Raw genomic sequence first — 20,544 nt, forward strand, 5'->3', positions numbered from 1 at the left:
CGTCGCCAACGGCAAGGCCGCGAGGGATGAACACCCGACGGTCCACGGCGTCTATCAAGATCGGCGGCTGTTCGTTTCTAAGTAGAAACGAGACACCGCGACCTGGGACTTCGCAACGGGGGAGTGGCACCTTGACGGGTGTCTCGTTTCTACTTACATCCGAACCCCCGCGGGCGTCCTCGCGAAGGTCCGTAACCATCTGGTCGTGAAGGCCTCGTATGAGACCGGCGTCGCGAGGCTGGCGGTGGTGGTTCACCCTTGCGGCCCTCGCTGTCGGCAACGCCTATCTCGTTTCCGGACTTGGAGTCCCATCTAGAGACCGTGCGTGTCGCGGCGGGGTCGCAAGGGATGCATTCGGTGGACTTAGCCCGTGGTTCTTGCCCGCCGCGCGGATTCAGCGCCTCAACCTTCTGGAGCCGTAGAGCTCTCTCGAAGACCGGTGCCGTGCGGGTCGCTGGGATCGTGAACAGCTCATCGGAGGGAAGGCCATCGAGCCTCGTAAGTAGAGCGCTGCGCGCCCCAATTTGGGTTGGTGAACCATGCACCATCCGGCGAAACGAAGGAGGAAACGACACCATGAAACTCTTCTGCGGCATCGACTGGGCGGAGGCTCACCACGACGTCGCCATCGTCGACGAAAGCGGCCAACTGGTCGCCAAGAGGCGCATCACCGACGACCCCAGCGGGTTCACTGAGTTGATCGAGGCGCTGACTGCCGCCGGGGAGAACGCCGACGAACCGATTCCGGTGGCGATCGAAACGCCCCGAGGCCTGCTGGTGGCCTCGTTGCGTGCCACTGGCCGCGCCGTGTATGCGATCAATCCGCTGGCAGTCGCCCGCTACCGGGAACGGCACTCGGTGGCCAGGGCAAAGTCCGATCACGCCGATGCGATGACCCTGGCCAACATCTTGCGTGTCGACGCCCACCTGCATCGGCGGCTGCCCGCCGACACTGAACTATGCCAAGCCATCACCGTGTTGGCCCGCGCTCATCAGGATGCGATATGGCGACGAACGAAGGCACACAACGAGTTACGGTCAACGCTGAGGGAATACTTCCCGACCTTCCTGGCCACCTTCACGCGACGATTCGCCCTGGGCATCGCCAGCCCCGAAGCCAGGGCCATCTTGGCCATCGCGCCAACTCCGGGTGCGGCCGCCAAGCTCTCAGCCACCCGGATCGCCGCAGCTCTCCGCCGGGCAGGCCGCAGTCGCGGCCTCGATCAGGCGGCGGCCGACATCAAGACAGCCCTGCGCGAGCCACAGTTGCGTCAGCTAGCCCAAGTTGAGGCCGCGTTGGGCACACAGACCATGGCGTTGCTCGCGGCGCTGAACACCGCCTGCGCCAGCGTCGATGACCTCGGCGCGGCCTCAGCCGAGCTGTTCCACACCCATCCGGACTACGCCATCATCACCAGCTTCCCCGGTCTGGCGGACTCCACCGGCGCCCGCGTCCTCGGCGAGATTGGCGATGACCGCACCCGATTCGCCGACGCCCGCGCGTTGAAGGCCTACGCCGGATCCGCACCCATCACCAGAGCCTCTGGGCGGTCTCTCTCCGTCACCCACCGCCGCGTCAAGAACGATCGCCTCGCTGCCGCCGGCTGGATCTGGGCCTTCGGTGCCGCAACTCATTGTGAGCCCGCCGGCGAGCACTACCGCCGCCGCCGAGACACCGGCGACCGCCACGCAGCAGCGAACCGCCACCTGCTCAACAAGCTCATTGGACAACTGCACTACTGCCTCCAACACCACCAGCATTTCGACCAGGCCAAGGCCTTCACGACAAACTCTCGAGCCGCCGCCTAACTGCAGCGGAGCTGTCGGTGATGGGCGATTGCGACATTAGAACCATTCCAGCACTTGACTCTTAAACACATCGGAGGTCTCTAGAAGCGAGACATCCGTGCGGCGGGCGTGACTGCGTGCCGGAAGCGTTGGTAGGCAGCGCCGCGTCTGAGTCCAAGGGCGTCTCCGATGGCTTGCCAGGACACACCGTGCTCGCGGGCGGCTCGGACACGGGCGTTCAGTTCGCGCTGCCCCGCGGCGAGAGCTTCACCGTCGCGACAGGTTTTTGCGTGGGCGACGACGCCCGCGGCCTCGAGGATGTCGGCAAGTAACCGCGCGTTGATTGCCTGCTCCGATGTCGACCAGCGCTGGGCAGCGTCGTCCACGAGTCCCCTCCGACCTCAGATGAACGCGTGGCAGCTACGCGTTCATGTGTGGCGGCGGGGTCTGGGCCACGGTGAATACGGAAATTTTATCGCAGACCGCAACGTAGTGGCGTAAATCGCGTGCGCAGTGCCGGGCTCTCGAAGACGCCCCCATCATTGCCACGTGCCGTGTCCCTGCGCCCGATGATGCGACGCCACCAGCAAGAACATGCGAGGACTCCGGGTAATCAGCGGAGAGCTGCGGGGCGGATTGGTACATGTTTGACTCGATCATGGCGGGTACTGAAGTCATAGCCGCCCGCCCTTTGGCGCCGCGACTCACAGAATCGGTCCGCATCAGCTTCGGCCGGGGAACCAGCCACTACATGCCCCTGACCGGTCACCTGCGCCCGCGGACCTTCACCGTTGTCGCCGTTACCGTGCCGGCACCACACCGGTGAGCCTCCTGACGCAGATGCGCACCGCCCTCGGTGGTCTGTGCGGCATCGACGCCGCCGACCTCATCTGCCAAACCTGCGTAGCCCTCCTCGACGTGCCCGCCGCAGCGATCTCACTGGTGTGCGACGGCGCCAACGTGGCGACCCTCGGAGCCAGCGGCGACCTGGCCCGCACGCTCGACGAAGTCCACTTCACCGTGGGCGAGGGCCCGGGTCTGGATGCGACGGTGGCGCACGGCTCACCGATGGTCGTCCAAGACTTCGCCGACTCTCACGAGCGGCGCTGGCCGATCTACGGCCAGGTGATGCTCGATCACCACATCCGCGGGGTCATCGCCCTGCCCGTCGCAATAGGCGGACGCTCCTACGGAGCGTTGGAGCTGTTCCTCACCACCCCGCAACGGATGCACGGCCAACGGTGGGCGGCGGCAGTGCTGGCCGCCGATCTGGCCGGCGCGCTCCTGCTCGACCTCTTCGAGGAGGACACCCGTCACGCCGCCGACCACGCCCATGACGAGCCGGCGTGGGCCGGGCCGCACACCGCGGTGCGGGCCGAGGTCGCCCAAGCGACCGGCATGGTGATGGCCCAGCTCGACATTTCACCTGCCGAGGCACTGCTGCGGTTACGTGCCCACGCCTACGCCACCGGCATCCCCGCCACCGAGGTTGCCCAGGCTGTCGTCGACCGCCGACTACACCTGGAACCCCACTAGCAACGACGCGACGCTCTTTCGACGTGCCGAACGCCTCACTGCGAGGTCTGCGAGGTGGCAGGGCCATTGCGGTGGTCACCGACGTCGGCGCCGGTCCGAGGCATCAGCTCTGCGGAGGGTTGTCTGGTGGCGTCGACCGACGTCGCCTCGGCGACGTTGACTGTCGCGGTGTCTCGGGCCGCGTCGCCGCGGGCGCGGCGTGCGTGACGTTCGTCGTCCACAGCGCCCTGGCGGTGAGCTTGGGCCGCTTCCCGATGGTGCACCGCGGCGTCATCGGTGCGCGACGACGATGCTGCGTGGTCGTGAACCGTCGCGGCGCGTTCGTGGGCCACTGCGGCGTCATGGTGGCGGTCGGCGGCTGAGAGGTGTGCCTCGATGGCACGGGCGCGGGACTGCTCGGCGCGGTGTACGGCGCGGGTGACGTCATCGGTGGTGACGGCCTTCGCGGCACGCAGGTCGACGATGCGATCGGCGAGCTCTTCGGCACGATCCGCGGCTCGATCACCAGCAGAGTGACCCATGTCCTCAACGCTAGACCCCCTCACCAGCGACGACTGCAAACGGCGACCCGCGCGACGGCAACGAAACGCGCCAAGACTCGGCCATCTCGTCGTCGCAGCCGTCCTCACATGAGACGGGTTCTGATCACTCTCGAATCTCTGAGACCGAACCCCGTTATCCATGACCTGTACCGAGACACCGCCAAGGTGAACGGTGCTACAGATGGGCGTACCCCGTTGCGATGTTGCTGGTCGGCGGGCTGTCCGGGTTCTCCGCCGCGCACCAGATCTGGCCGCGCTCTACGGTAGGTACAGGTCAGACCTCAGACGAAAAGGGGGCCAGGTGTCCACCTCGCGCGACACGCCACAGCGTAAAGCCCCCGACGATGCCGCGTTGGCCTGGGAGCTGGCCGCCACCGCGCGCCCCTATCTCAGCAGAGTCGACGCCGACGGCATCTTCATCACCCTGGGCATCGGTGAAACTTTCACCGCAATCGACGCCCTGATCACTGTCATCGCCCGCAACCACATTCCCCTCGGCGACGACCTGGTGGCCACCACTGCGAGCTGGCTGGACTGCTACCTCGGGCACGAAGCCGAACCGCGTCTGCGCCACCTTCTCACTGACGTCCTCGACGCAGCAGCGCACCAGAACACGCCCACCGCCGGTGACCGAGCCGCCAGCCTCGGTCCGCCGGCTGAACCACTCACGCGGCGCGACGCGACCCACACAGCGTGATGTCTCATCGGCCCCGGCGTCGCCTCCGGGAGCCGTCGCCTCGCTCACGCAGTGGGCTCGACTGCGAACTCGTGCACCGAAGGCGCTACGGCCGTGTCTCGGGGAACCGGTCATAGATGCGGTTGACGTGATCGTGCGCTTCGGACAGTTCACGACGCAACGCCCGCTCGTGTGTTCCTGCCGATGATCCCCGTGGGCGTTGCCGCTCGTACTTCTCGACCGACTTCGTTGTCTGAACCATGTTGTCCTGCAACGCTGCCAGCAGGCGGAATGCCTGCGCCAGGTCAGACTCGTCGTTGCTCATTGCAGACATTGTGGCACTTGCCGCGCCTCACGGATAAGCGTGTTGTGCTGAGGTGACGGACAGCGGCGATGAGTGGTCGCGACACCCCGAAACGCCGCTCGGTGTGCCACCGCACGTGCGGCGGAAGTCGGTCGCCGCTTCTCTACGCGTGTGTGGGTGATTGCTGCGGTTGCCCGTCGGTGAGTGTCTCCGGGTACCGGTGGTGCAGGCCGTCGATGAGTCGGTGCGCCTCGCGGAGCTCTCGACGCAATTCGGACTGCTGCCGGTGAACGTCGGCGATTCCGCGGGCGGATCTGCGCCTGTTGCGTCGCTCCACGATCTCCAACTTGCACGATACTTTGTCGACCTGGTTGTGCAGTTCCTTCAGCAGCGATGTCGCTTGAAGGGCCTCCGCGTCCTCGAACATGTGGCCATGGTCTCATCGAACCTTAATGATTGCTCGGCGACCTGCACTTTGTGGCTTCGGCGTGAATGGTTGGTTGACGTCGCGTGTCGTCGAAGCGGACAATTCGTTATGTGGCTAACTTGAGTGAGCAGGTGGCGCTGACGCAACTGGAAGATCGGTTGAGCAGCACTTTCGTCGACGTCCCGGCTGATCGCATTCAGTCCGCCATGCGAAATGCGCAGGCCCGGTTTGAGCACAGCAAGATCCGCGATTTCGTGCCGCTACTGGTGGAACGCAGGGTGCGCGCCGAGTTGGCAAACGCTTAGCTGGAAGCGGTGGCACCGCCCTCCGCGGTGATCGTCACGGGTGCCACGGCGCGGAGTCATGTCAGGCTCGTCGTCAGCGCTACGGCTTGGATTGGGAGCGCACCTTCACGCTGCCACTGCTGAAGCGATGATGCGGTGACCACCGGTTGTGCTGTGAAGAGTTCGCGGTGACCCGTCAGGAACGAACCCCCTGCGCTGAGCATGCTCCAGCTAACGTCTCGTCAATCTCATCGCGGCCGTTTCGTAATGTCGGACAACGAGTCCAACAGCTGCGCTGCCACGACGTGCAACTTGACGTTGGTGTGTTGGGACTTCTCCACCAGCATCGCAAAAGCCTCGTCGGCCGAGCAGCCGTGCACCGCACGCAGCACACCCTTGGCCTGGTCGATGGTGCTGCGCGAGCCCAACGCAGACTGCAATTGGGCCACCGTGGCCCGGGAGTGCTGCCACCGCCGCGCATTGGTGATCGCCTGACTCGCCGAGGTCGCGAACAAACTCATCAGCACTTCGTCGAACGGGTCGAACGCCGCAGCGTTGCGGCTGTACACGTTCAGCGACCCCACCAGCGAGTCTTCTTCGGCACCGGGGGACAGCGACCCCACGATCAGCGGAATCGACAGGGTCGCCAGGATTCCCTCCTCCCGGGAGGCGGTCACGAACTCCGGCCACCGGTCGTCGTCGAATCCCATGCTGACTCGCACCGGGATGCGGGTACGGGCGGCCTCCAAGCACGGGCCTCGATTGGAGGTGTACTGCCGCTCATCGAGGCGCAGCACCCGTTCGTCGGTGTAGGCCGCGGTGCGCGACTGGGGCTCGGAGACCACGGTGATGCTCACCGCGTCGGCGTCGGGAACCGCACCCACCGCGGTGCGCGCCACCCGGGTCAACGCCTCCTCCAGCGGCTCCTCCTTGGCCTCCACGATCTGCGTCAACGATTCCACCGCGCCCGCGGTGTCGGTCAGACGGTTGAGCTCGTCGGGACGCCCCTGACGACGGTCATCGCTCATGTGCTGCGCTTCTTCCTGCCAGACGCCACTCGCAGGAGGGCGACCGCACACGTTGGTTCACGTCACGGCCCCGACAGCGGTCGCGTCAATATTCTCCGAAACAGTATTCGACGCCGACACGACCATGGATAGGCAAGCACCACCGGCCTGAGACCAATGCCTCGACGCCCGTCTGGACACAGTCTCGGCGTCACACCGTGCGGCCGCTGCTGGCAGCCCTGCCCGACCGAGAACGCGCTCATAAAAGCTGCCCCACGACTCCAACACCCGACTCGTCGACATCGCCGCAGAGATCGTGGCACGCGGATCACACCATGACTCCCACATCACCAGAGGTTGAACGCGTGCGACGAGGGAACAGAACACTCCATGGAGGTCGCACAGCGTGGGCGCACGTTGTATCGCTAACAGTTACCCGCTGTGACGGGTGTGACATGCACCTCGTCGTAAACTGGCAACAAACGCAGCCGCTGCCGCCGAGGTTCGGCGCCTTACGGACGGGGGTGCTCCATGAACGCCGGGCAGCCCTCAACCGAACCCACTCCCGTGTCACCGGTGCTGCACACCTTGGTGTTCCACTCCCTTCAGGAGCAAATCGCGGTCATCGACGACGCGGGCACCATCATCGACGTCAACGCCGCCTGGATTGGCTTCGGGGTCGACAACGGACTTCCCGCTGACTACGAGTGGCTCGGCGCCAACTACCTCCACGTCCTGGCCGGCGCTCACTCCCGAGACGATGACCAGGCTGGACACGCAGCCACGGGCATTCTGGACGTTCTCCACGATCGGCGCGCGTCCTTCGACATGGAATATCCCTGCCACAGTCCCGGCGAACAGCGCTGGTTCGTCATGCGCGTCACCCGCCTGGCGACCGCTTCACAGCCTCTGGTGGCCATCTCCCACTACAACATCACAGCACGCAAACTGGCCGAACAACGTGCCGAATACCTGGCACTGCACGACCCACTCACCGACATGGCCAACCGCCGCTACTTCAACATCGCCCTGAAAAGAGCAACCCGTTCGAGCGTGCAGAACCGATCGCCGGTCAGCCTCATTGCCCTCGACGTCGATCACTTCAAGGACTACAACGACGCCTGCGGGCACCCCGCCGGGGACGACTGCCTGGCCCAGGTCGCACAGGCGATACGAAAGTTCGCCCGCCGCCCCGGCGATCTGCCCGCCCGCCTCGGCGGTGACGAATTCGCCGTGCTCTTGGGCGGCACCGACGCCGCGCAATCACAGCGCCTCGCCGAAGCGATCCTCACCTCAGTAGACAACCTCAGGATCGGCTACGGCGATGGACAACAGGTCACCCTGAGTGCAGGCGTGGCGTCGGTGATCGCACATCACCACGAGGACTCCGCTGAACACCTCCTCCGAGACGCCGACGACGCGTTGTACCGGGCTAAACAGGCCGGGCGAAACCAGGTAGCAGTGCACGCCGACCCCTGCCGCTGACTCAGCCGTACTGCCCACGGGGTGCGAGGCCCCGCCGCTTTGCGGCACCGCGGAGGAGAACCCATTGCACTGATGACCGACCTAAGCAAACTCGTCGCACCCGCTGCCACGATCGCCCGGCCGTTGGTGGCAACGCTTAAGGCCGCCCAGCCAGCTAGTTCTCGTGCAGCGGACCATTCGCTTTGCCACCGGCGACGTTTGTCGTGCGTCTGGTCAGAGGCTGAGGTCGGAGCCTTGATCGCGTTCCCTGCTGCGGCCACGGTGTAGCCCACGGGTGCGGTCCAACGATCGATTCCGCTGGGCGCGTTGGGTTTTCTGATAGTCGGCGTGCCGTCGGATGAGGGCGGAGTGGTGTTCGGCGACCAGGTTGGCCACCAGCTCGGGAAGCTGCTCGGCGGGGGTGTCCGCGGCAGTCTGGTGGGCGGTGCGGGCGGATTCGTCGCGTCCGACGATCTGGCGCAACATGCGGGCGGCCTGAGCAGGGGTGCCGCGCTGGGCCACGTGCACCCCCTCGGCGGCCTGGTCGTCGCGGTGCTGGTGGTCGGCCTCCCCCACCGTGTGCTCATAGAGGTAGACCTCGTTGGTGTCGCGGCCGCGGGTCATGGCCACGTAGGCCAGGTTGCGGGTGGTGGTGTCGCCGATGACGGACCGACAGCGCTCGGCGGTGACCCCTTGGGCCGAGTGCACGGTCACCACATGCCCGAGTTGCACCTGCTTTTTGAGGTAGTCGCCCTCGAACACCGCCACCGCACCGTCACCGAAGCGCCGGGCGGCGATGCGCGGACGCTCGGCGGTGTCGTCGACCTTGAGGACCTGCCAGCGTTGCCCGTTGCGGACCGGGGCCTCGGGGAGCCGTCGGGCCTGCTTGCCTCCCCGGTCGTACACGTCGACGGTCGCGTCGTTGAGTCGGGTCAGGACCACGTCGCCCACCCCGACCTGGTGGCCGCGCGCGGCGGTGACGGTGGTGGTGTCACGGCCCGCGCGGGTTTGCGCCGCGGTGATCTGGTCGTGGATGCGCCGGTTGAGGGCATCGGTGGTCTCGGTGGTGTCGGCGATCAACAACGCATCCCGCCCGGCGGCGACGTCGACCTGGTGGGCGTGCAGGGCGTCGGCGGCCATGGTGACCTGATCCCCACAGTGCAGCCGGTCCTGATCGCGGTACCAGCTGATCGCGCGGCGCACCGGGGCCGGCCCACCCGCCCCCAACGCCAGCGACGCCGACCGCTCACCGGGGTCCTGCATGCGCCACACCTCGGTCAACCGTTGGGCCCAGGGCAGCTCCTCGCACAGCTGGGTGAACATCCCGCCGCGGGCCTTCACCGGCGCCAACTGGTGGGGGTCACCGACCATCACCGTCTTGGCCCCCGCCCCGGTCGTGTGGGTGAGCAAAGCACGCCACTGATGGGTGCCGACCATCCCGGCTTCGTCGACCACCACCACGTCGAACGGACCCAACTCCAGCCGCCCGTCCGCCAACCGCGCCAGGGCGGCGTGCATCGTGAACCCTTCGGTGGCGACACCCTCGGCGACGGCGACGTCCACCGCCTTCCCGGTCGGGGCGATCACGATCACCGTGCCCCGACGCTGACGTTCCACCAAGGTCCGCAGCGCCCGCATGGAGGTGGTCTTTCCGGCGCCGGCCGGTGCTGACAACGGCTGCACCAACTGAGGGCTGGCCGCGATCGCGGTCACCGCGGCGTGCTGCTGGACCGACAGCCCCAATGCCTCGGGGGTGTCGAACTCGCGGACCCAGCACGCGTTGCGCAGGCTGGTCTGGTCGACCAGGTCGAACACCCGGCGTTCCTCGGCCAGGATCAGGTCCACGGTGAACCGTTCGGACCCCTCTCGCTGGTGCGCCAACCGCGGCCCGCTCAACCGCATGGCGACCGCGTCGACGCACTCCTCGATGACCTGGCGCGGCATCACTGCATCCCCCACCGAGCCGTCCGCGCCACCCGCCGCGGCCACGCCAGGGGTGTCGGCCATCAGGGGCAGCTGCGCGCCGATCACCTCCACCAGGTCCGCGCGGGTCAACGCGGCCTTGTCCGCGCGGGCGACCATCGCCGCCACCGCCTGGCGGTCCACCACCACCCCGCCGCGGCGCGCCACCCGCGCCGCCGCGCGGCCGGCCGCGGCTTCCCGCACCGCCCGCGCCTCGCGTTGCGCGGCGCGGTCCACCCCAAACCCACGCCCATCCGCCGCCCACTGAGCACGCAGTTCCGCCCACGACAACGACTCCGGTTTGACCGGTCTGGTGGCCTTCTGGGCGGCCGCCAACTGCCCCTGCGACAGCCCCTTCTTGCGGCCGGTGGCGGTGTCGACGACGGTCAGATTGTTCGCCGCCCACGCCCGCAACTGCGAGGACCTTTGCGACCACGCCGCCAGGTTGTTGGGGTCGACGCCGGCGATCTCGGCCATCCCCGTCTCGGGGTTCACCGGGCCCCATTCCACCCCCGCCAGACGGTGCAACTCATGGCGCAACGTGGCCTGATACACCATCCCCGCCGCCCGGGATTCGTGGAACAAACTGGTCCCGTCTACCGACACCAACCGGCCGTCGGCGCGGGCTTGGCGGTTGGGCACCAGGACGTGGGTGTGCAGGTGCGGATCCCCCGCCCGCGACGTCTCGTGCTGATAGGCCGCGGCCACCAACCCGGGCAGTTTCTGCAGATCCTTGCACCCGGTGATCGGGTTGTGCACCCGGGTGTACCCGGCATGATCGGACAGGTACTCCAGCGCTTCGGTGATCGCCGTGTGGTGCGCCGCCGACACCGCCTTGTCGACCACGTCGCCGCCGAACGCGCGCACCAACGACACCGATTTCGGGGCGCAGAACGTCAAGTCGAACCCATGCACACCGCGCTTGCCGTGGGACCTTCCGCACTCCCCCGAGGGGGCGACCCCGGCGTCCAACCAGCGCGCGACGACGTCGGGATCGGCATCCCCACCGGCCCGCTGCGCGTCGGTCAACCCCACCAAGCCGGCGACCGTCCGGGCGTCCCCGGCGCACGTCCACACCGGGGTTCGGGTGTCGCGTTCGGCGTAGTACTCCGCCAACCCACCACCCGCGGCCTGGGCGTCCCGGGCGGCCTGTCCGACCGCGCGGGCGGTGTCGTTGTAGTAGTTCACCGACCACAACGACAACTTCGCGATCGTCAACACCCACACCACCCCCACCCTGTCCGGGCCGCCCGCCGGGACACCCGCGGAAATCGGGGTTCACAAGCCCACCAGCGGACGGCACCACCAGCATCGCACAAACCTTGTGCAAATGTGCCAATGGTCTACGAGGTGTGAAGGATTTGTCGGTGGGTGGGGACAGACTGGGGGTGTGGACGGCGACGGTGAGGTGGGGTTGGAGATGCCCGGGGAATGCGTGGTGTGGTGTCGTGACCAGGACTACGGGGTGAGCGTGTGTGACGACATGGCCCCGGTGGATTTGGACTGGTGGAACCGCCGCCTCGAGCAGCACGCAATTCCGGCCCGGATCGTCGGCCGCGACGCCGACGGCACACCGACTGATCACGGCATCGGCTACCTCCGCCGCGCGGACCTCACCGCCGACCTCCACACCGACACAGTGACCAGGCCCGGGTCACCCGAGCTGAGCGTGCTCTACCGGGCTGCCGCGTGGCTGTCGGGGCACCCTCACCGCGACCGGCGCCGAACCTTCTTCGACGTGCGTACCGCGGCACCGTCGGGACACCAGTTCGACGCCATCACCACCGCCCTGGCGGCGTGCCGGCACACCCCATGGGCATCGATCCCCGACGCCGCCCCCCGGCGCCGGTGGTCGAGCTGGCCCCACACCCCCGGCGCCGGCCCCACACTGCTTTCGCTGTACTGCTGGGCCACCCACCACACCAACACCACCGCGCATGGTGTGGTGCGCCCGCAGCTGCTCGACCAACACGCCGTGGCCTCCCTGATCCACCTCGGCTGGACCGAGGACCCCGTGGCCGCCCAGTTCATTTGGGCGCGCTACACCCGCTACTGCCATCTGCTGCACACCTGGGCCGCCCACGCCGACGTCCATTGCTGAGCTGATCGAGATGTGGCTGAGCACCCGGTGGCGTCAGCGCACCGCACACCACCACCACGCACGGACGGGATGGCCATGAAGAGTTCACGGGTCGAAGCGGCGGTGACCGACCTGCTGATCGAACACCGCGGCCCGGCGGCCACCGCACTCATGCGCTGGCTGATCACCGGCGACCAGCCGAACGGCGACACCCGGGTGGACTTTGCGTGGCGCGCACCCGGCGCGCCCGACCCCTTCACCTGAGCCCACACCCCTAGCCGTCCATGGCGTGCGTGGCGGAACGCCTCGGCCGGCACGGCCAGCGGTGCGCCTGGTGCGCGTTCTCACCGGTGCTGGCCGGTGTTCCCACCGTCGGGGGTCAGGCCGCGGGCGGCGCGCACCGCGGCGTCGTGGCGCGCGGTGTCGGCGGCCACGGTCTGGGTGCGCCGCACCAGGGCGCGGGCAGCGATCGCCGCGGCCACCTCCCGCGCGGCAGTGTGTCCCGAACCGCCCACCGCGGCGCGGCCAGCCGCCCGCGCCGCCACCGCGCGAGCATGGTCGGCGCGGGCAGCAGTAACCCGGGCCCGGGCGGCGGCGAGTTCTTCGGCCTCCCGGGCGTCGTCGAGCGCGGCCGGCCGGGCGGTGTCGTCGCCGTGCCAGGCCAGCATCGCCCCCAACAAACCGATCGGCCGATGCGGACTGTCGGGCAAGGTGCCCCTCACGCCGATCCAGTCGCGGACCAACGCGTTGAGATCCCGCGCAGTCCACCGGTGCCGTGCTGGGCCGGCCAGCAGCCGCGCCCACGCCTGCGGGGTGTACCGGTGCGCCCACCGCGGGCTGTCTTGATCGGCCCGCCACGCCACCGCCAACCGCGTCCCGCCCGGATCCGGGCAACCCCCCGACCTCCAGGCTGGCTTTTCTACGCCCGCAGGGCGGCGTCTATCGGTAGTAACCATCTTTCTACGAGAGGAAGGAGATCTAACAGAAGACCCTCTGGGATGGGGTGACAGCACAGGTATCTGGACTGCAACCTGCCGAGCCAACTCCGCGTCATCGTGCAACGCCCACACCGAGGCCCACCCCCGGCCACGGTCACCCACACGCCACGACGCCAACCGTTCGGTGCGGGTGCGTTGGCGCCCCCGGAGCACCTCGGTGGCCACCCCCAACAACCGCAACGCCACATCGGCGCGCTGCACCGTGCGCACGCTGTAGCCGGTGTCCGCGGCCAACCGCTCATTGGACGGCCGGCTCCCCCGGCCGGTGCCGTACTCGGCGTACCGCGCGCGGGCCTCAGCGACACGTAGAACGGCTTTCCGGCTGACCTGGTTGCCGCCCAGCACCGGACGGACGTGCGTGTCGTACCGCAGGTCATAGGCGATCGGCACGGTAAACACCGTCCACCGCTCCGCGCGCCCGCTCCAGCACGGCACACCCGCGAAGGCCCGCTCCCCCAACTCCAACACGATCGCCGGCCCACGCGCGGCGTGGGGGGCAGTGCCGGGGAGTGCACGGTGCCCGGCCGGGGGCACCAACTGCACCGCCCGGGTCGGGCGCGTGCGGACCACACCGCGGCGCGGTCGAGCCGCAGTGCAGCCGCGGTAGCTACGTGGGCGGAGATGACGATTCGATAAATCACGGTGCGCGCCATCTAGAACCAGAGACAGACGTGCGCTACCGTGAGAGCTGTCCACCAAGACAGTCCCTTCGGGGAAGGGGTGCGGAGAGCCCTGAACCGAGCGCCAACTCGGTTTGAATCTCTAGACGTGGCCCCGCCTAAGGCGGGGCCTTCGTCATTCAGCGGGAGATCCGCACACCAGCTATTCAGATGTCACGTGTCGGCCCAGGCTGATGTGTCCGGCAGCTCCGGGCTCGTACGGCGTTCACATCGCCAGCGGCAATTCCTCCCTGGACTTATTGAGTTCGAGAACAAGCTCAGGGTGACCGACGTGCTCAGCTAGCAGATCGGCGACGTACTGACCCATCGGAATGCCGAGCTGGGCCGCCCTTTGCTTGACGATGTCGTAGACCGTCCGAGGGGGGCGCGTCATGATCTGGGCACGATCACCTTTATGCGGCTGAGCCATGAGTGGAACTCTGCCAGCCCAGACAATCCGTAACTGATAGCGACACGCGGTTATATGCGACCGGTGTGACACCTGAGTTTGGGTCAGGCGGCGGGCTGGGCCGACTCCGCTCGACGGCGGCGCCTCGACTGAGGGTCGCGGTAAACGAGGTCAGCACTGACGATTGGCAGACCGACATGCGCCGGCGGCCGGGCGGAAGGCACAAAGCTTTCGCCGAAATAGCCTTCGGCTGGATTCTGAGCAATGCGAATGCGACAGATCAGCGTGTCATTGCCCCGTTGAACGGTCTTGTGTGCTGAGTCGCGCTGGGTTGCAGGGAACTAGGCCCGGTCCCCTTCCTCGGCCGTGTCGACCGCGCAGCGGCGTGGCCTTGACCGAGACCCCCACCACGTTCACCAGGATTGCGAGCTAGGGAAGAGCAGTCGAGTTTGGCCGAGTTGAGAGGGTGTTGCTATCTCAGCTAGCACGGCTAGCTAGCAACCGCGTTGGGTGAGGTAGGCGTCGAGGGCTTGGTCGGTGATGGAGGCGATGCTGATAGTGCGGTCGCCGGTTTCGTAGCGGAGTTTGTCGACGGCTTTTCCGAGGCGGGTTTTGGTGGAGGGTCGGATTCTGACGTTGTGCTGCTCGGTGAGCCGCTCCGCCGCTCCCCCGGCCGCCGGTGTGGATGGCGCCGCTCCGAGTGGGGTGCCCTGGGTGAGGGGTGCGGGCCGGTCGGGTATGCCGTCGGCGGGATGGCTGGTGGTGCGGGTGATGGCCGGCTTGCGTGCAGCGCTCATGCGGTGGCTCCGATGGTGATGCCGAGTTCGTCGAGCAGGTCGTCGTAGGCAACTTGCAGGCTGAGTGCTCGGCCGCCTTTGAATTTGTGCATGGGCACTTCGGCGCTGTGGGCGTCTTGGCGGGCACCGAGGTCGGGTATGACGGTGCGGGCCACAAGGTCGCCGTAGGCTTCGCGCAGCTCGCGCTCGCGATCGATGTGCTCACCCTTGTTTTGCCGGCGGGAGATGATGATCTTGGACAGCTCCAGGCGCGGGTTGGGTCGGAGTTTGACTTTCTGAACGGTGGTTTCGAGCCGCGTGACGCCTTTGACGGAGTCTTTCGTGGGTTCGGTAATGGCATACACGGTGTCGACGGTGAGCAGGACAGCGAATAGCAGCTTGCCCAAGCTGGGCGGGCAGTCAAACAGCACCGCGTCGTAGGGCGAGAGGTCCAGGCCTTCGAGAGCGACGTCGAGGCGGAACACCAGATCGGATGCACCGCTGGATTCGGCGTTGGACAGGTCCAGGTGGGATGGGATGAGGTCGACGCCGTCCCATTCGGTGGCCACGACGGCGTCGATAGCCGAGCCGGGTTCAGTGCGGTCCATGAGGTCAGCGGTGGTGAGTTGCCCGTCTTCGGTGTAGACGCCAAGGCCTTCGGTGGCATTGGCCTGGGGGTCCATGTCGACGATAAGCGCCCGCCCGCCGCGGTGACTGATCGCGCTAGCCAGCCCGAGTGTCGTCGCGGTCTTGCCGACGCCACCTTTTTGGTTGGCCAGGGCGTGCCGTTTTGGCTGCACAATAATTCTCCGTAGGTGAGCTAGCGAGGGTAACTATCCAAACTAGGATAGCTCTCATAGCTATGCTAGCAATGCTCGAATCGTCTTTGCGTGTCGTTGTGCCCACACTGCGGTTCGAGGAGCCCGGGGGAGGCGCGGGTAAGGGGCCATGCACGGGCACAACCAACATAAGCAAGAGAGTAATTACGGTATAATTTTTATACATGCTTGAGTTCGAGTTCGATCCCGACAAGAGTGCTACGAACCTGACCAAGCACGGCATCGACTTCACCGCAGCACAAGCCATTTGGCGAGATGCACACCGCGTCGAGGTCCCAGCACGCACAACGGATGAGCCGAGGTGGATGGTGATCGGTCAAGCTGGCGGCCAACACTGGTCTGCAGTCATCACCTACCGAGACGAACACGTCCGGATCATCTCGGTACGGCGCTCTCGAGAAGGTGAGGTTGCGATATATGAAGGCTAAAGAATTCGACGAACGGTTCGACGCGGGCGAGGATCTGTCCAACGCACTTGACACGACACGGGCGCGACGCCCCGGAGAAGAACACCGACGGGTCAACGTCGACTTCCCAGCATGGATGATCGCCGAACTGGACCGCGAAGCCACCCGGCTCGGCGTCACCCGTCAATCCCTCATCAAGGTCTGGATTGCGGAGAAACTTGATCACGGTGACCACAGCGCAGCCTGACTCACCCTGAGGGCGGCCCGCGCCCCGTCCCGATAACGAACGTTTTCGGGACAACGACCGAGGAACGTCTTGTCGAGGCGAAGGACCGCGCCTGGCTCGGCGAGGTCGCCGCCTTGGAAGAAGGCATCAAACATCTGCGTATGAAAAAATCCGAGGCGTAGCAACAACTTTCACGCGACACCAACCCGTTCGCCGATCAGCGACCATGACATCTCGCAGGTGCCATGACGACTCTAGGCGCAGGCACATGCTCGTTGACGCAGATCTTTGAGCATTGCTAGCCCGAGCTGGCCAACGTCCCAAAACCTAGCGCTCATAGAGGTGTTGGCGGGATTGCGTATATGCGCGGGGGCGCACATCATGCTGACGGTTCCTGCGAGCTGGGCGAACAGCGCGTCCAGCAACATGCCACCGATGCGATGCCGATGCCGCGCCGTCCCGGCGCCACACCAATACACAATTCAGGCAAACCGCTGCACCAACCCGCAGCGGTGGGTCACTGTGGTAGGTCCACACCGCGCCGACCGGAAATGCTCCCAATCTTCGGCGATGAGTGGCACCACACCAGCAGTTGGCAGCAACTTCGAGTACCGTCATGACCCGCAACAGCTAGCTGGCCTCTAGGGGAGTTTGGCGACGGTCAGCAGTACCGCTGAATCCTCCTCAGCGACCAGACTGTGTCGAGCGTCGGGAACCTCGATGAGATCCCCGGTCCGGGCCTGCCAGGAGTTCGCCCCGGAGACCAGCCGCACCCGACCCCGTAGGACGAAGACCGTTGCCTCGCCGGGGTTTTCGTGATCCCCTAATTCTGAACCCTGAGTAAGGGCGATCACCGTCTGACGCAGTACCCGCTCATGGCCACCCACCACCGTATCGGCGGCACGACCGCCGTGTGTCGCGGCAAGTTCGAGTTGTTCACGGGCCGACGCCTCCAGAGAGATCCGCTGCATGCCACATCGCATACCCCCACCACGGCTGCGTCAACCTGTGCCACTGGCTGACGTCCGTTGACTTGTCGTTCCAGTCGACGTGGATCTGCCCGTGCTCACGCTCACGCTTCGATCGCGGGGAGCTTCAAATGCGTTTCGACATTTGGTCCCAGCCACGCCGTGGCCGGTGGCTGCCCAGGTGGTCATCGCGGCTGCGGTAGACGATGTAGGGGCGCGTCAAGTAACCCACGGGTGCGCTGAACACGTGAACGAGCCGGGTGAACGGCCAAAGCGCGAACAGACCAAAGGCGACCAGTGCGTGCAACTGAAATCCGAACGGGGCCTTCGCCATCAGGTCAGCGTCTGGTTGGAAGGCGAGGAATGAGCGGTACCAGACCGAGACGCCCTCACGATAGTTGTACTCACCACCGATGGTCATGATTGAGCCGGCGATGGTGTTCCACATTCCCAGGATGATCGCGGCCCCGAGGAACGCGTACATCACCTTGTCCATGACCGTCGTCGCTGAGAAGACGGGACCGACGGTGCGGCGGCGGTAGATCAGGATGACCATCCCCACCACCGCCGCGAGGCCGGCGAGCAGACCACCCCCGACGGCCACTATGTGATAGACGTGCTCGTTGATCCCGACGGCGTCCGTCCAGGACTGCGGCACCAGGAGACCGATGATGTGGCCACCGATGACTCCGAGCATCCCGAAGTGGAATAGCGGGCTCCCGATGCGCAACAGCCGCCTCTCGTAGAGCTGGCTCGATCGGGTGGTCCAGCCGAACTTGTCGTAGCGGTAACGCCACAGGTGCCCGACGACGAACGTGGTCAGGCAGATGTAGGGCACCACGACGAAAAGGAACTCGTTCATTGGCGTGCTCCTGGGAAAGACGGCATCGACAAGGCGTGCGGGCCCGACGCGGCGCTGGGGCTGAACTGTGGAGCCGCAAACGGCGCCAGTCCCACCTCCTCCTCCGGGGGGCCTTGCGCGGCGAGGCGTCGTACGGCGTCGCGCTCGTCGCCGCGGAGCGCAGGCAGGGTCAGAGTGACCGCGTTGATCAGAGCCGCCCACGGAGAGGACAAGTCGTCCAGCGAGAGGCGCAACAGCTCGAGCCCTGCGCGGTGATCGAGCATCAGTTGGCGACCACGTTCGTGATCCACGGTCGCCGCGAACTCCAGCACCACGCACAGGTGATCGGGCAACTCCGAGTCGTCGAGCTCGTAGCCGGCGCTGAGGTAGGTCTGTTTGAATCGCAGCAGGGCCATTCCTCGCTTACGGGTGTCCCCGTGGGCGAAGTAGGTCAGGAACAGGTTGCATCGGCGACGATCATCGAATGTCTCGACGTACTCGGCCTGCAGTGCAGGTAGGGACGACTGCTCCAGATGGTGGGCGAATCTGCGGATCGATTCCCCGATGACCACCGGCAGCCGATGCGACGCGTCGCGGAGCATGTCCAGGCGATCGAGCATCTCGGGGTCGGGGTAGTCGAGCAGCAACGACACCGACTGCCATGCGATGGTCAGCTGGTGCGGCGCGAGGCCGGCCTTCGTTCGTCGGCTCACGAGTCCGGGCCACTTGGGGGGAAGAGTCCTGCGGGCGGCCCTTTGCCGTCCCAGTTCAGGAGGTTGACGCGCGCACTGGTTGCGGCGAGCGAGTCGGCGGTCTGGCGTTTCTTGAGCATCTTGAAGTTCTCGACCGCGATCGGCGTCGGCACACCGGAGCCTTCGCCGAACAGGTCGTGCTGTCCGCCTCCGTACTCGGAGACCGAGCACTCTGTCCCCAGTTCTTCCAGGGAGTGCGCCTGCTCAGCGTGCGCTAGCGGAATTACGTAGCGCTCATCGTACTTGGCGATCGCGAGGAGTCGGTACATGTCGTACATCTCCTCCTCGCTCATTCCGACTGCCGCCGGGATGGAGCCGTTCGGTTCGCGGCCCATGTTGATGTCGCGCATGTAGCACCGCATCGCGGCCAGCTTCTTGAGCACGGCGTCCACCGGGGCGACGTCGCCCGCGGTGAAAAGTTCGGCGAGGTATTCGACCGGAATCCGCAGCGCGTCGATGGCCGCGAAGAGGTTGCCCTGGTCCTCGGCGTCCTCTCCGGTGTCACGCACGACGTCGATGACCGGGGAGAGCGGCGGGATGTACCAGACCATGGGCATCGTGCGGTACTCCGGATGCAACGGGAGCGCGACGCGGTAGGTGTTGATCAGCGCGTAGATCGGGGAGCGCTGCGCGGCGTCGATCCAATCGCGCGCGATCCCGGCTTTTTCTGCCTCGCGGATCACCTCGGGGTCGAACGGGTCGAGGAACACCTCGCGCTGAGCCTCGTAGAGACCGTGTTCGTCCTCGGTGGACGCCGCTTCGAGCACCTTGTCGGCGTCGTAGAGCATCAGGCCGATGTAGCGCAGCCGCCCTACGCAGGTCTCGGCGCAGACAGTGGGCAGACCGACTTCGATGCGCGGGAAGCAGAACGTGCACTTCTCTGCTTTGCCCGTGCGGTGATTGAAATAGATCTTCTTGTAGGGGCAGCCGGAGACGCATTTGCGCCAGCCGCGGCACTTCTCTTGGTCGACCAGGACGATGCCGTCCTCCTCGCGCTTGTAGATCGCGCCGCTGGGACACGAGGCCGCGCACGAGGGGTTGAGGCAGTGCTCGCAGATCCGCGGCAGATAGAACATGAAGGTCTGCTCGAACTCGAACTTCACCTTCTCGGCGATCTTCGCGAGCATCGGGTCGAGGTGCGCCGTCGCGGTCGATCCGCCCAGGTCGTCGTCCCAGTTCGCCGACCACTCGATCTTCATGTTCTTACCGGTGATCAACGACTTCGGCCGCGCAACAGGGGTGTGCTCCTGGGCGGGAGCGTTGGTCAGCGCGGCGTAGTCGTAGGTCCACGGCTCGTAATACTCGTCGATCGACGGCAGCTTGGGATTGGAGAAGATGGTCATCAGGTTCTTGAACCGCCCGCCACCCTTGAGCTTCATGCGGCCGCGCTTGTTGAGTTCCCAGCCGCCCTTCCACTTTTCCTGGTCCTCATAGGTGCGCGGATAACCGAGGCCGGGCCGGGTTTCGACGTTGTTGAACCAGACGTACTCCGTCCCTGAACGGTTGGTCCACGCCTGCTTGCAGGTGACCGAGCAGGTGTGGCACCCGATGCACTTGTCGAGGTTCATCACCATCGCCATCTGGGCCATGACCTTCATG

Annotated in this window: 23 protein-coding genes; 10 read left to right on the plus strand and 13 right to left on the minus strand. The window is 66.2% G+C overall.

Annotated features, from left to right (window positions below; translation table 11 throughout):
• Window positions 1-576 precede the first annotated feature (576 nt).
• From SBI80_RS27850 to SBI80_RS27860, 3 genes are all read left to right on the plus strand, one after another.
• Window positions 577-1,809, plus strand: coding sequence for an IS110 family RNA-guided transposase (locus tag SBI80_RS27850; protein ID WP_318978381.1), 1,233 nt, complete (start codon window positions 577-579; stop codon window positions 1,807-1,809).
• 116 nt (window positions 1,810-1,925) lie between these two features.
• Window positions 1,926-2,120 carry a hypothetical protein gene (locus SBI80_RS27855; protein ID WP_318978382.1) on the plus strand — a complete coding sequence of 65 codons (195 nt, stop codon included), beginning with the start codon at window positions 1,926-1,928 and terminating at the stop codon, window positions 2,118-2,120.
• A 490-nt stretch (window positions 2,121-2,610) separates the two neighbouring features.
• Window positions 2,611-3,324 carry a GAF and ANTAR domain-containing protein gene (locus SBI80_RS27860; protein WP_318978384.1) on the plus strand — a complete coding sequence of 238 codons (714 nt, stop codon included), beginning with the start codon at window positions 2,611-2,613 and terminating at the stop codon, window positions 3,322-3,324.
• Between the two features lie 35 nt (window positions 3,325-3,359).
• Here SBI80_RS27860 and SBI80_RS27865 read toward each other — a convergent pair whose 3' ends face one another.
• Window positions 3,360-3,845 carry a hypothetical protein gene (locus SBI80_RS27865; RefSeq protein WP_318978385.1) on the minus strand — a complete coding sequence of 162 codons (486 nt, stop codon included), beginning with the start codon at window positions 3,843-3,845 and terminating at the stop codon, window positions 3,360-3,362.
• Between the two features lie 322 nt (window positions 3,846-4,167).
• On the opposite strand from SBI80_RS27865, the gene SBI80_RS27870 reads away from it, so the two are divergent.
• Window positions 4,168-4,563, plus strand: a complete 396-nt coding sequence (locus SBI80_RS27870; protein ID WP_318978387.1) for a hypothetical protein — start codon at window positions 4,168-4,170, stop codon at window positions 4,561-4,563.
• An 85-nt stretch (window positions 4,564-4,648) separates the two neighbouring features.
• Here SBI80_RS27870 and SBI80_RS27875 read toward each other — a convergent pair whose 3' ends face one another.
• Window positions 4,649-4,867, minus strand: a complete 219-nt coding sequence (locus tag SBI80_RS27875; protein ID WP_318978389.1) for a hypothetical protein — start codon at window positions 4,865-4,867, stop codon at window positions 4,649-4,651.
• A 142-nt stretch (window positions 4,868-5,009) separates the two neighbouring features.
• Window positions 5,010-5,273: a hypothetical protein gene (locus SBI80_RS27880; protein WP_318978390.1), complete on the minus strand. Its 264-nt coding sequence runs from the start codon at window positions 5,271-5,273 to the stop codon at window positions 5,010-5,012.
• Between the two features lie 110 nt (window positions 5,274-5,383).
• Here SBI80_RS27880 and SBI80_RS27885 point away from each other — a divergent pair, with 110 nt between their 5' ends.
• A complete protein-coding gene (locus SBI80_RS27885) occupies window positions 5,384-5,578 on the plus strand; it encodes a three-helix bundle dimerization domain-containing protein (RefSeq protein WP_413232831.1) in 195 nt (64 codons plus the stop codon).
• 227 nt (window positions 5,579-5,805) lie between these two features.
• On the opposite strand, the gene SBI80_RS27890 is transcribed toward SBI80_RS27885, so the two are convergent.
• Complete coding sequence (locus tag SBI80_RS27890; RefSeq protein WP_318978393.1) at window positions 5,806-6,585, minus strand: GAF and ANTAR domain-containing protein; 780 nt, start codon at window positions 6,583-6,585, stop codon at window positions 5,806-5,808.
• A 555-nt stretch (window positions 6,586-7,140) separates the two neighbouring features.
• Here SBI80_RS27890 and SBI80_RS27895 point away from each other — a divergent pair.
• A complete protein-coding gene (locus SBI80_RS27895) occupies window positions 7,141-8,049 on the plus strand; it encodes a GGDEF domain-containing protein (RefSeq protein WP_318978394.1) in 909 nt (302 codons plus the stop codon).
• 213 nt (window positions 8,050-8,262) lie between these two features.
• Here the strand turns inward: SBI80_RS27895 and mobF are convergent, their stop codons facing one another.
• Complete coding sequence (mobF, locus tag SBI80_RS27900) at window positions 8,263-11,211, minus strand: MobF family relaxase (RefSeq protein ID WP_318978396.1); 2,949 nt, start codon at window positions 11,209-11,211, stop codon at window positions 8,263-8,265.
• 169 nt (window positions 11,212-11,380) lie between these two features.
• Between mobF and SBI80_RS27905 the strand changes: the two genes are divergently transcribed.
• On the plus strand, window positions 11,381-12,091 hold the full coding sequence (locus SBI80_RS27905; RefSeq protein WP_318978397.1) for an 8-oxoguanine DNA glycosylase OGG fold protein: 711 nt from the start codon (window positions 11,381-11,383) through the stop codon (window positions 12,089-12,091).
• Between the two features lie 75 nt (window positions 12,092-12,166).
• Entirely contained in the window at window positions 12,167-12,334 is a 168-nt protein-coding gene (locus SBI80_RS27910) for a hypothetical protein (RefSeq protein WP_318978398.1), read from the plus strand.
• An 80-nt stretch (window positions 12,335-12,414) separates the two neighbouring features.
• On the opposite strand, the gene SBI80_RS27915 is transcribed toward SBI80_RS27910, so the two are convergent.
• From SBI80_RS27915 to SBI80_RS27930, 4 genes are all read right to left on the minus strand, one after another.
• Window positions 12,415-12,933 carry a hypothetical protein gene (locus SBI80_RS27915; RefSeq protein WP_318978400.1) on the minus strand — a complete coding sequence of 173 codons (519 nt, stop codon included), beginning with the start codon at window positions 12,931-12,933 and terminating at the stop codon, window positions 12,415-12,417.
• A gap of 1,020 nt (window positions 12,934-13,953) precedes the next feature.
• A complete protein-coding gene (locus SBI80_RS27920) occupies window positions 13,954-14,157 on the minus strand; it encodes a toxin-antitoxin system (RefSeq protein WP_149484112.1) in 204 nt (67 codons plus the stop codon).
• 473 nt (window positions 14,158-14,630) lie between these two features.
• Entirely contained in the window at window positions 14,631-14,933 is a 303-nt protein-coding gene (locus tag SBI80_RS27925; protein WP_318978401.1) for a hypothetical protein, read from the minus strand.
• A complete protein-coding gene (locus tag SBI80_RS27930) occupies window positions 14,930-15,712 on the minus strand; it encodes a ParA family protein (RefSeq protein ID WP_264036799.1) in 783 nt (260 codons plus the stop codon). Before SBI80_RS27930 ends, SBI80_RS27925 begins: the two co-directional genes overlap by 4 nt.
• 203 nt (window positions 15,713-15,915) lie before the next feature.
• On the opposite strand from SBI80_RS27930, the gene SBI80_RS27935 reads away from it, so the two are divergent.
• On the plus strand, window positions 15,916-16,179 hold the full coding sequence (locus SBI80_RS27935; protein WP_264036797.1) for a BrnT family toxin: 264 nt from the start codon (window positions 15,916-15,918) through the stop codon (window positions 16,177-16,179).
• The gene (brnA, locus tag SBI80_RS27940; RefSeq protein WP_318978402.1) at window positions 16,169-16,405 is read left to right on the plus strand and encodes a type II toxin-antitoxin system BrnA family antitoxin; all 237 of its coding nucleotides are present in this window, start codon (window positions 16,169-16,171) and stop codon (window positions 16,403-16,405) included. Before SBI80_RS27935 ends, brnA begins: the two co-directional genes overlap by 11 nt.
• 620 nt (window positions 16,406-17,025) lie before the next feature.
• Here the strand turns inward: brnA and SBI80_RS27945 are convergent.
• The 4 genes from SBI80_RS27945 to narH form a co-directional block, all read right to left on the minus strand.
• The gene (locus SBI80_RS27945) at window positions 17,026-17,355 is read right to left on the minus strand and encodes a cupin domain-containing protein (RefSeq protein WP_318978403.1); all 330 of its coding nucleotides are present in this window, start codon (window positions 17,353-17,355) and stop codon (window positions 17,026-17,028) included.
• A gap of 124 nt (window positions 17,356-17,479) precedes the next feature.
• Window positions 17,480-18,214 (minus strand): respiratory nitrate reductase subunit gamma, encoded by a 735-nt coding sequence (narI, locus tag SBI80_RS27950; protein ID WP_318978404.1) that lies wholly within the window; start codon window positions 18,212-18,214, stop codon window positions 17,480-17,482.
• Window positions 18,211-18,906 (minus strand): nitrate reductase molybdenum cofactor assembly chaperone, encoded by a 696-nt coding sequence (narJ, locus tag SBI80_RS27955; protein WP_318978405.1) that lies wholly within the window; start codon window positions 18,904-18,906, stop codon window positions 18,211-18,213. Before narJ ends, narI begins: the two co-directional genes overlap by 4 nt.
• Complete coding sequence (gene narH / locus SBI80_RS27960) at window positions 18,903-20,543, minus strand: nitrate reductase subunit beta (protein WP_318978406.1); 1,641 nt, start codon at window positions 20,541-20,543, stop codon at window positions 18,903-18,905. The genes narJ and narH overlap by 4 nt, the downstream gene beginning before the upstream one ends.
• Window position 20,544 lies beyond the last annotated feature (1 nt).

Source organism: Mycolicibacterium sichuanense, assembly GCF_033741125.1.
Classification (GTDB): domain Bacteria; phylum Actinomycetota; class Actinomycetes; order Mycobacteriales; family Mycobacteriaceae; genus Mycobacterium.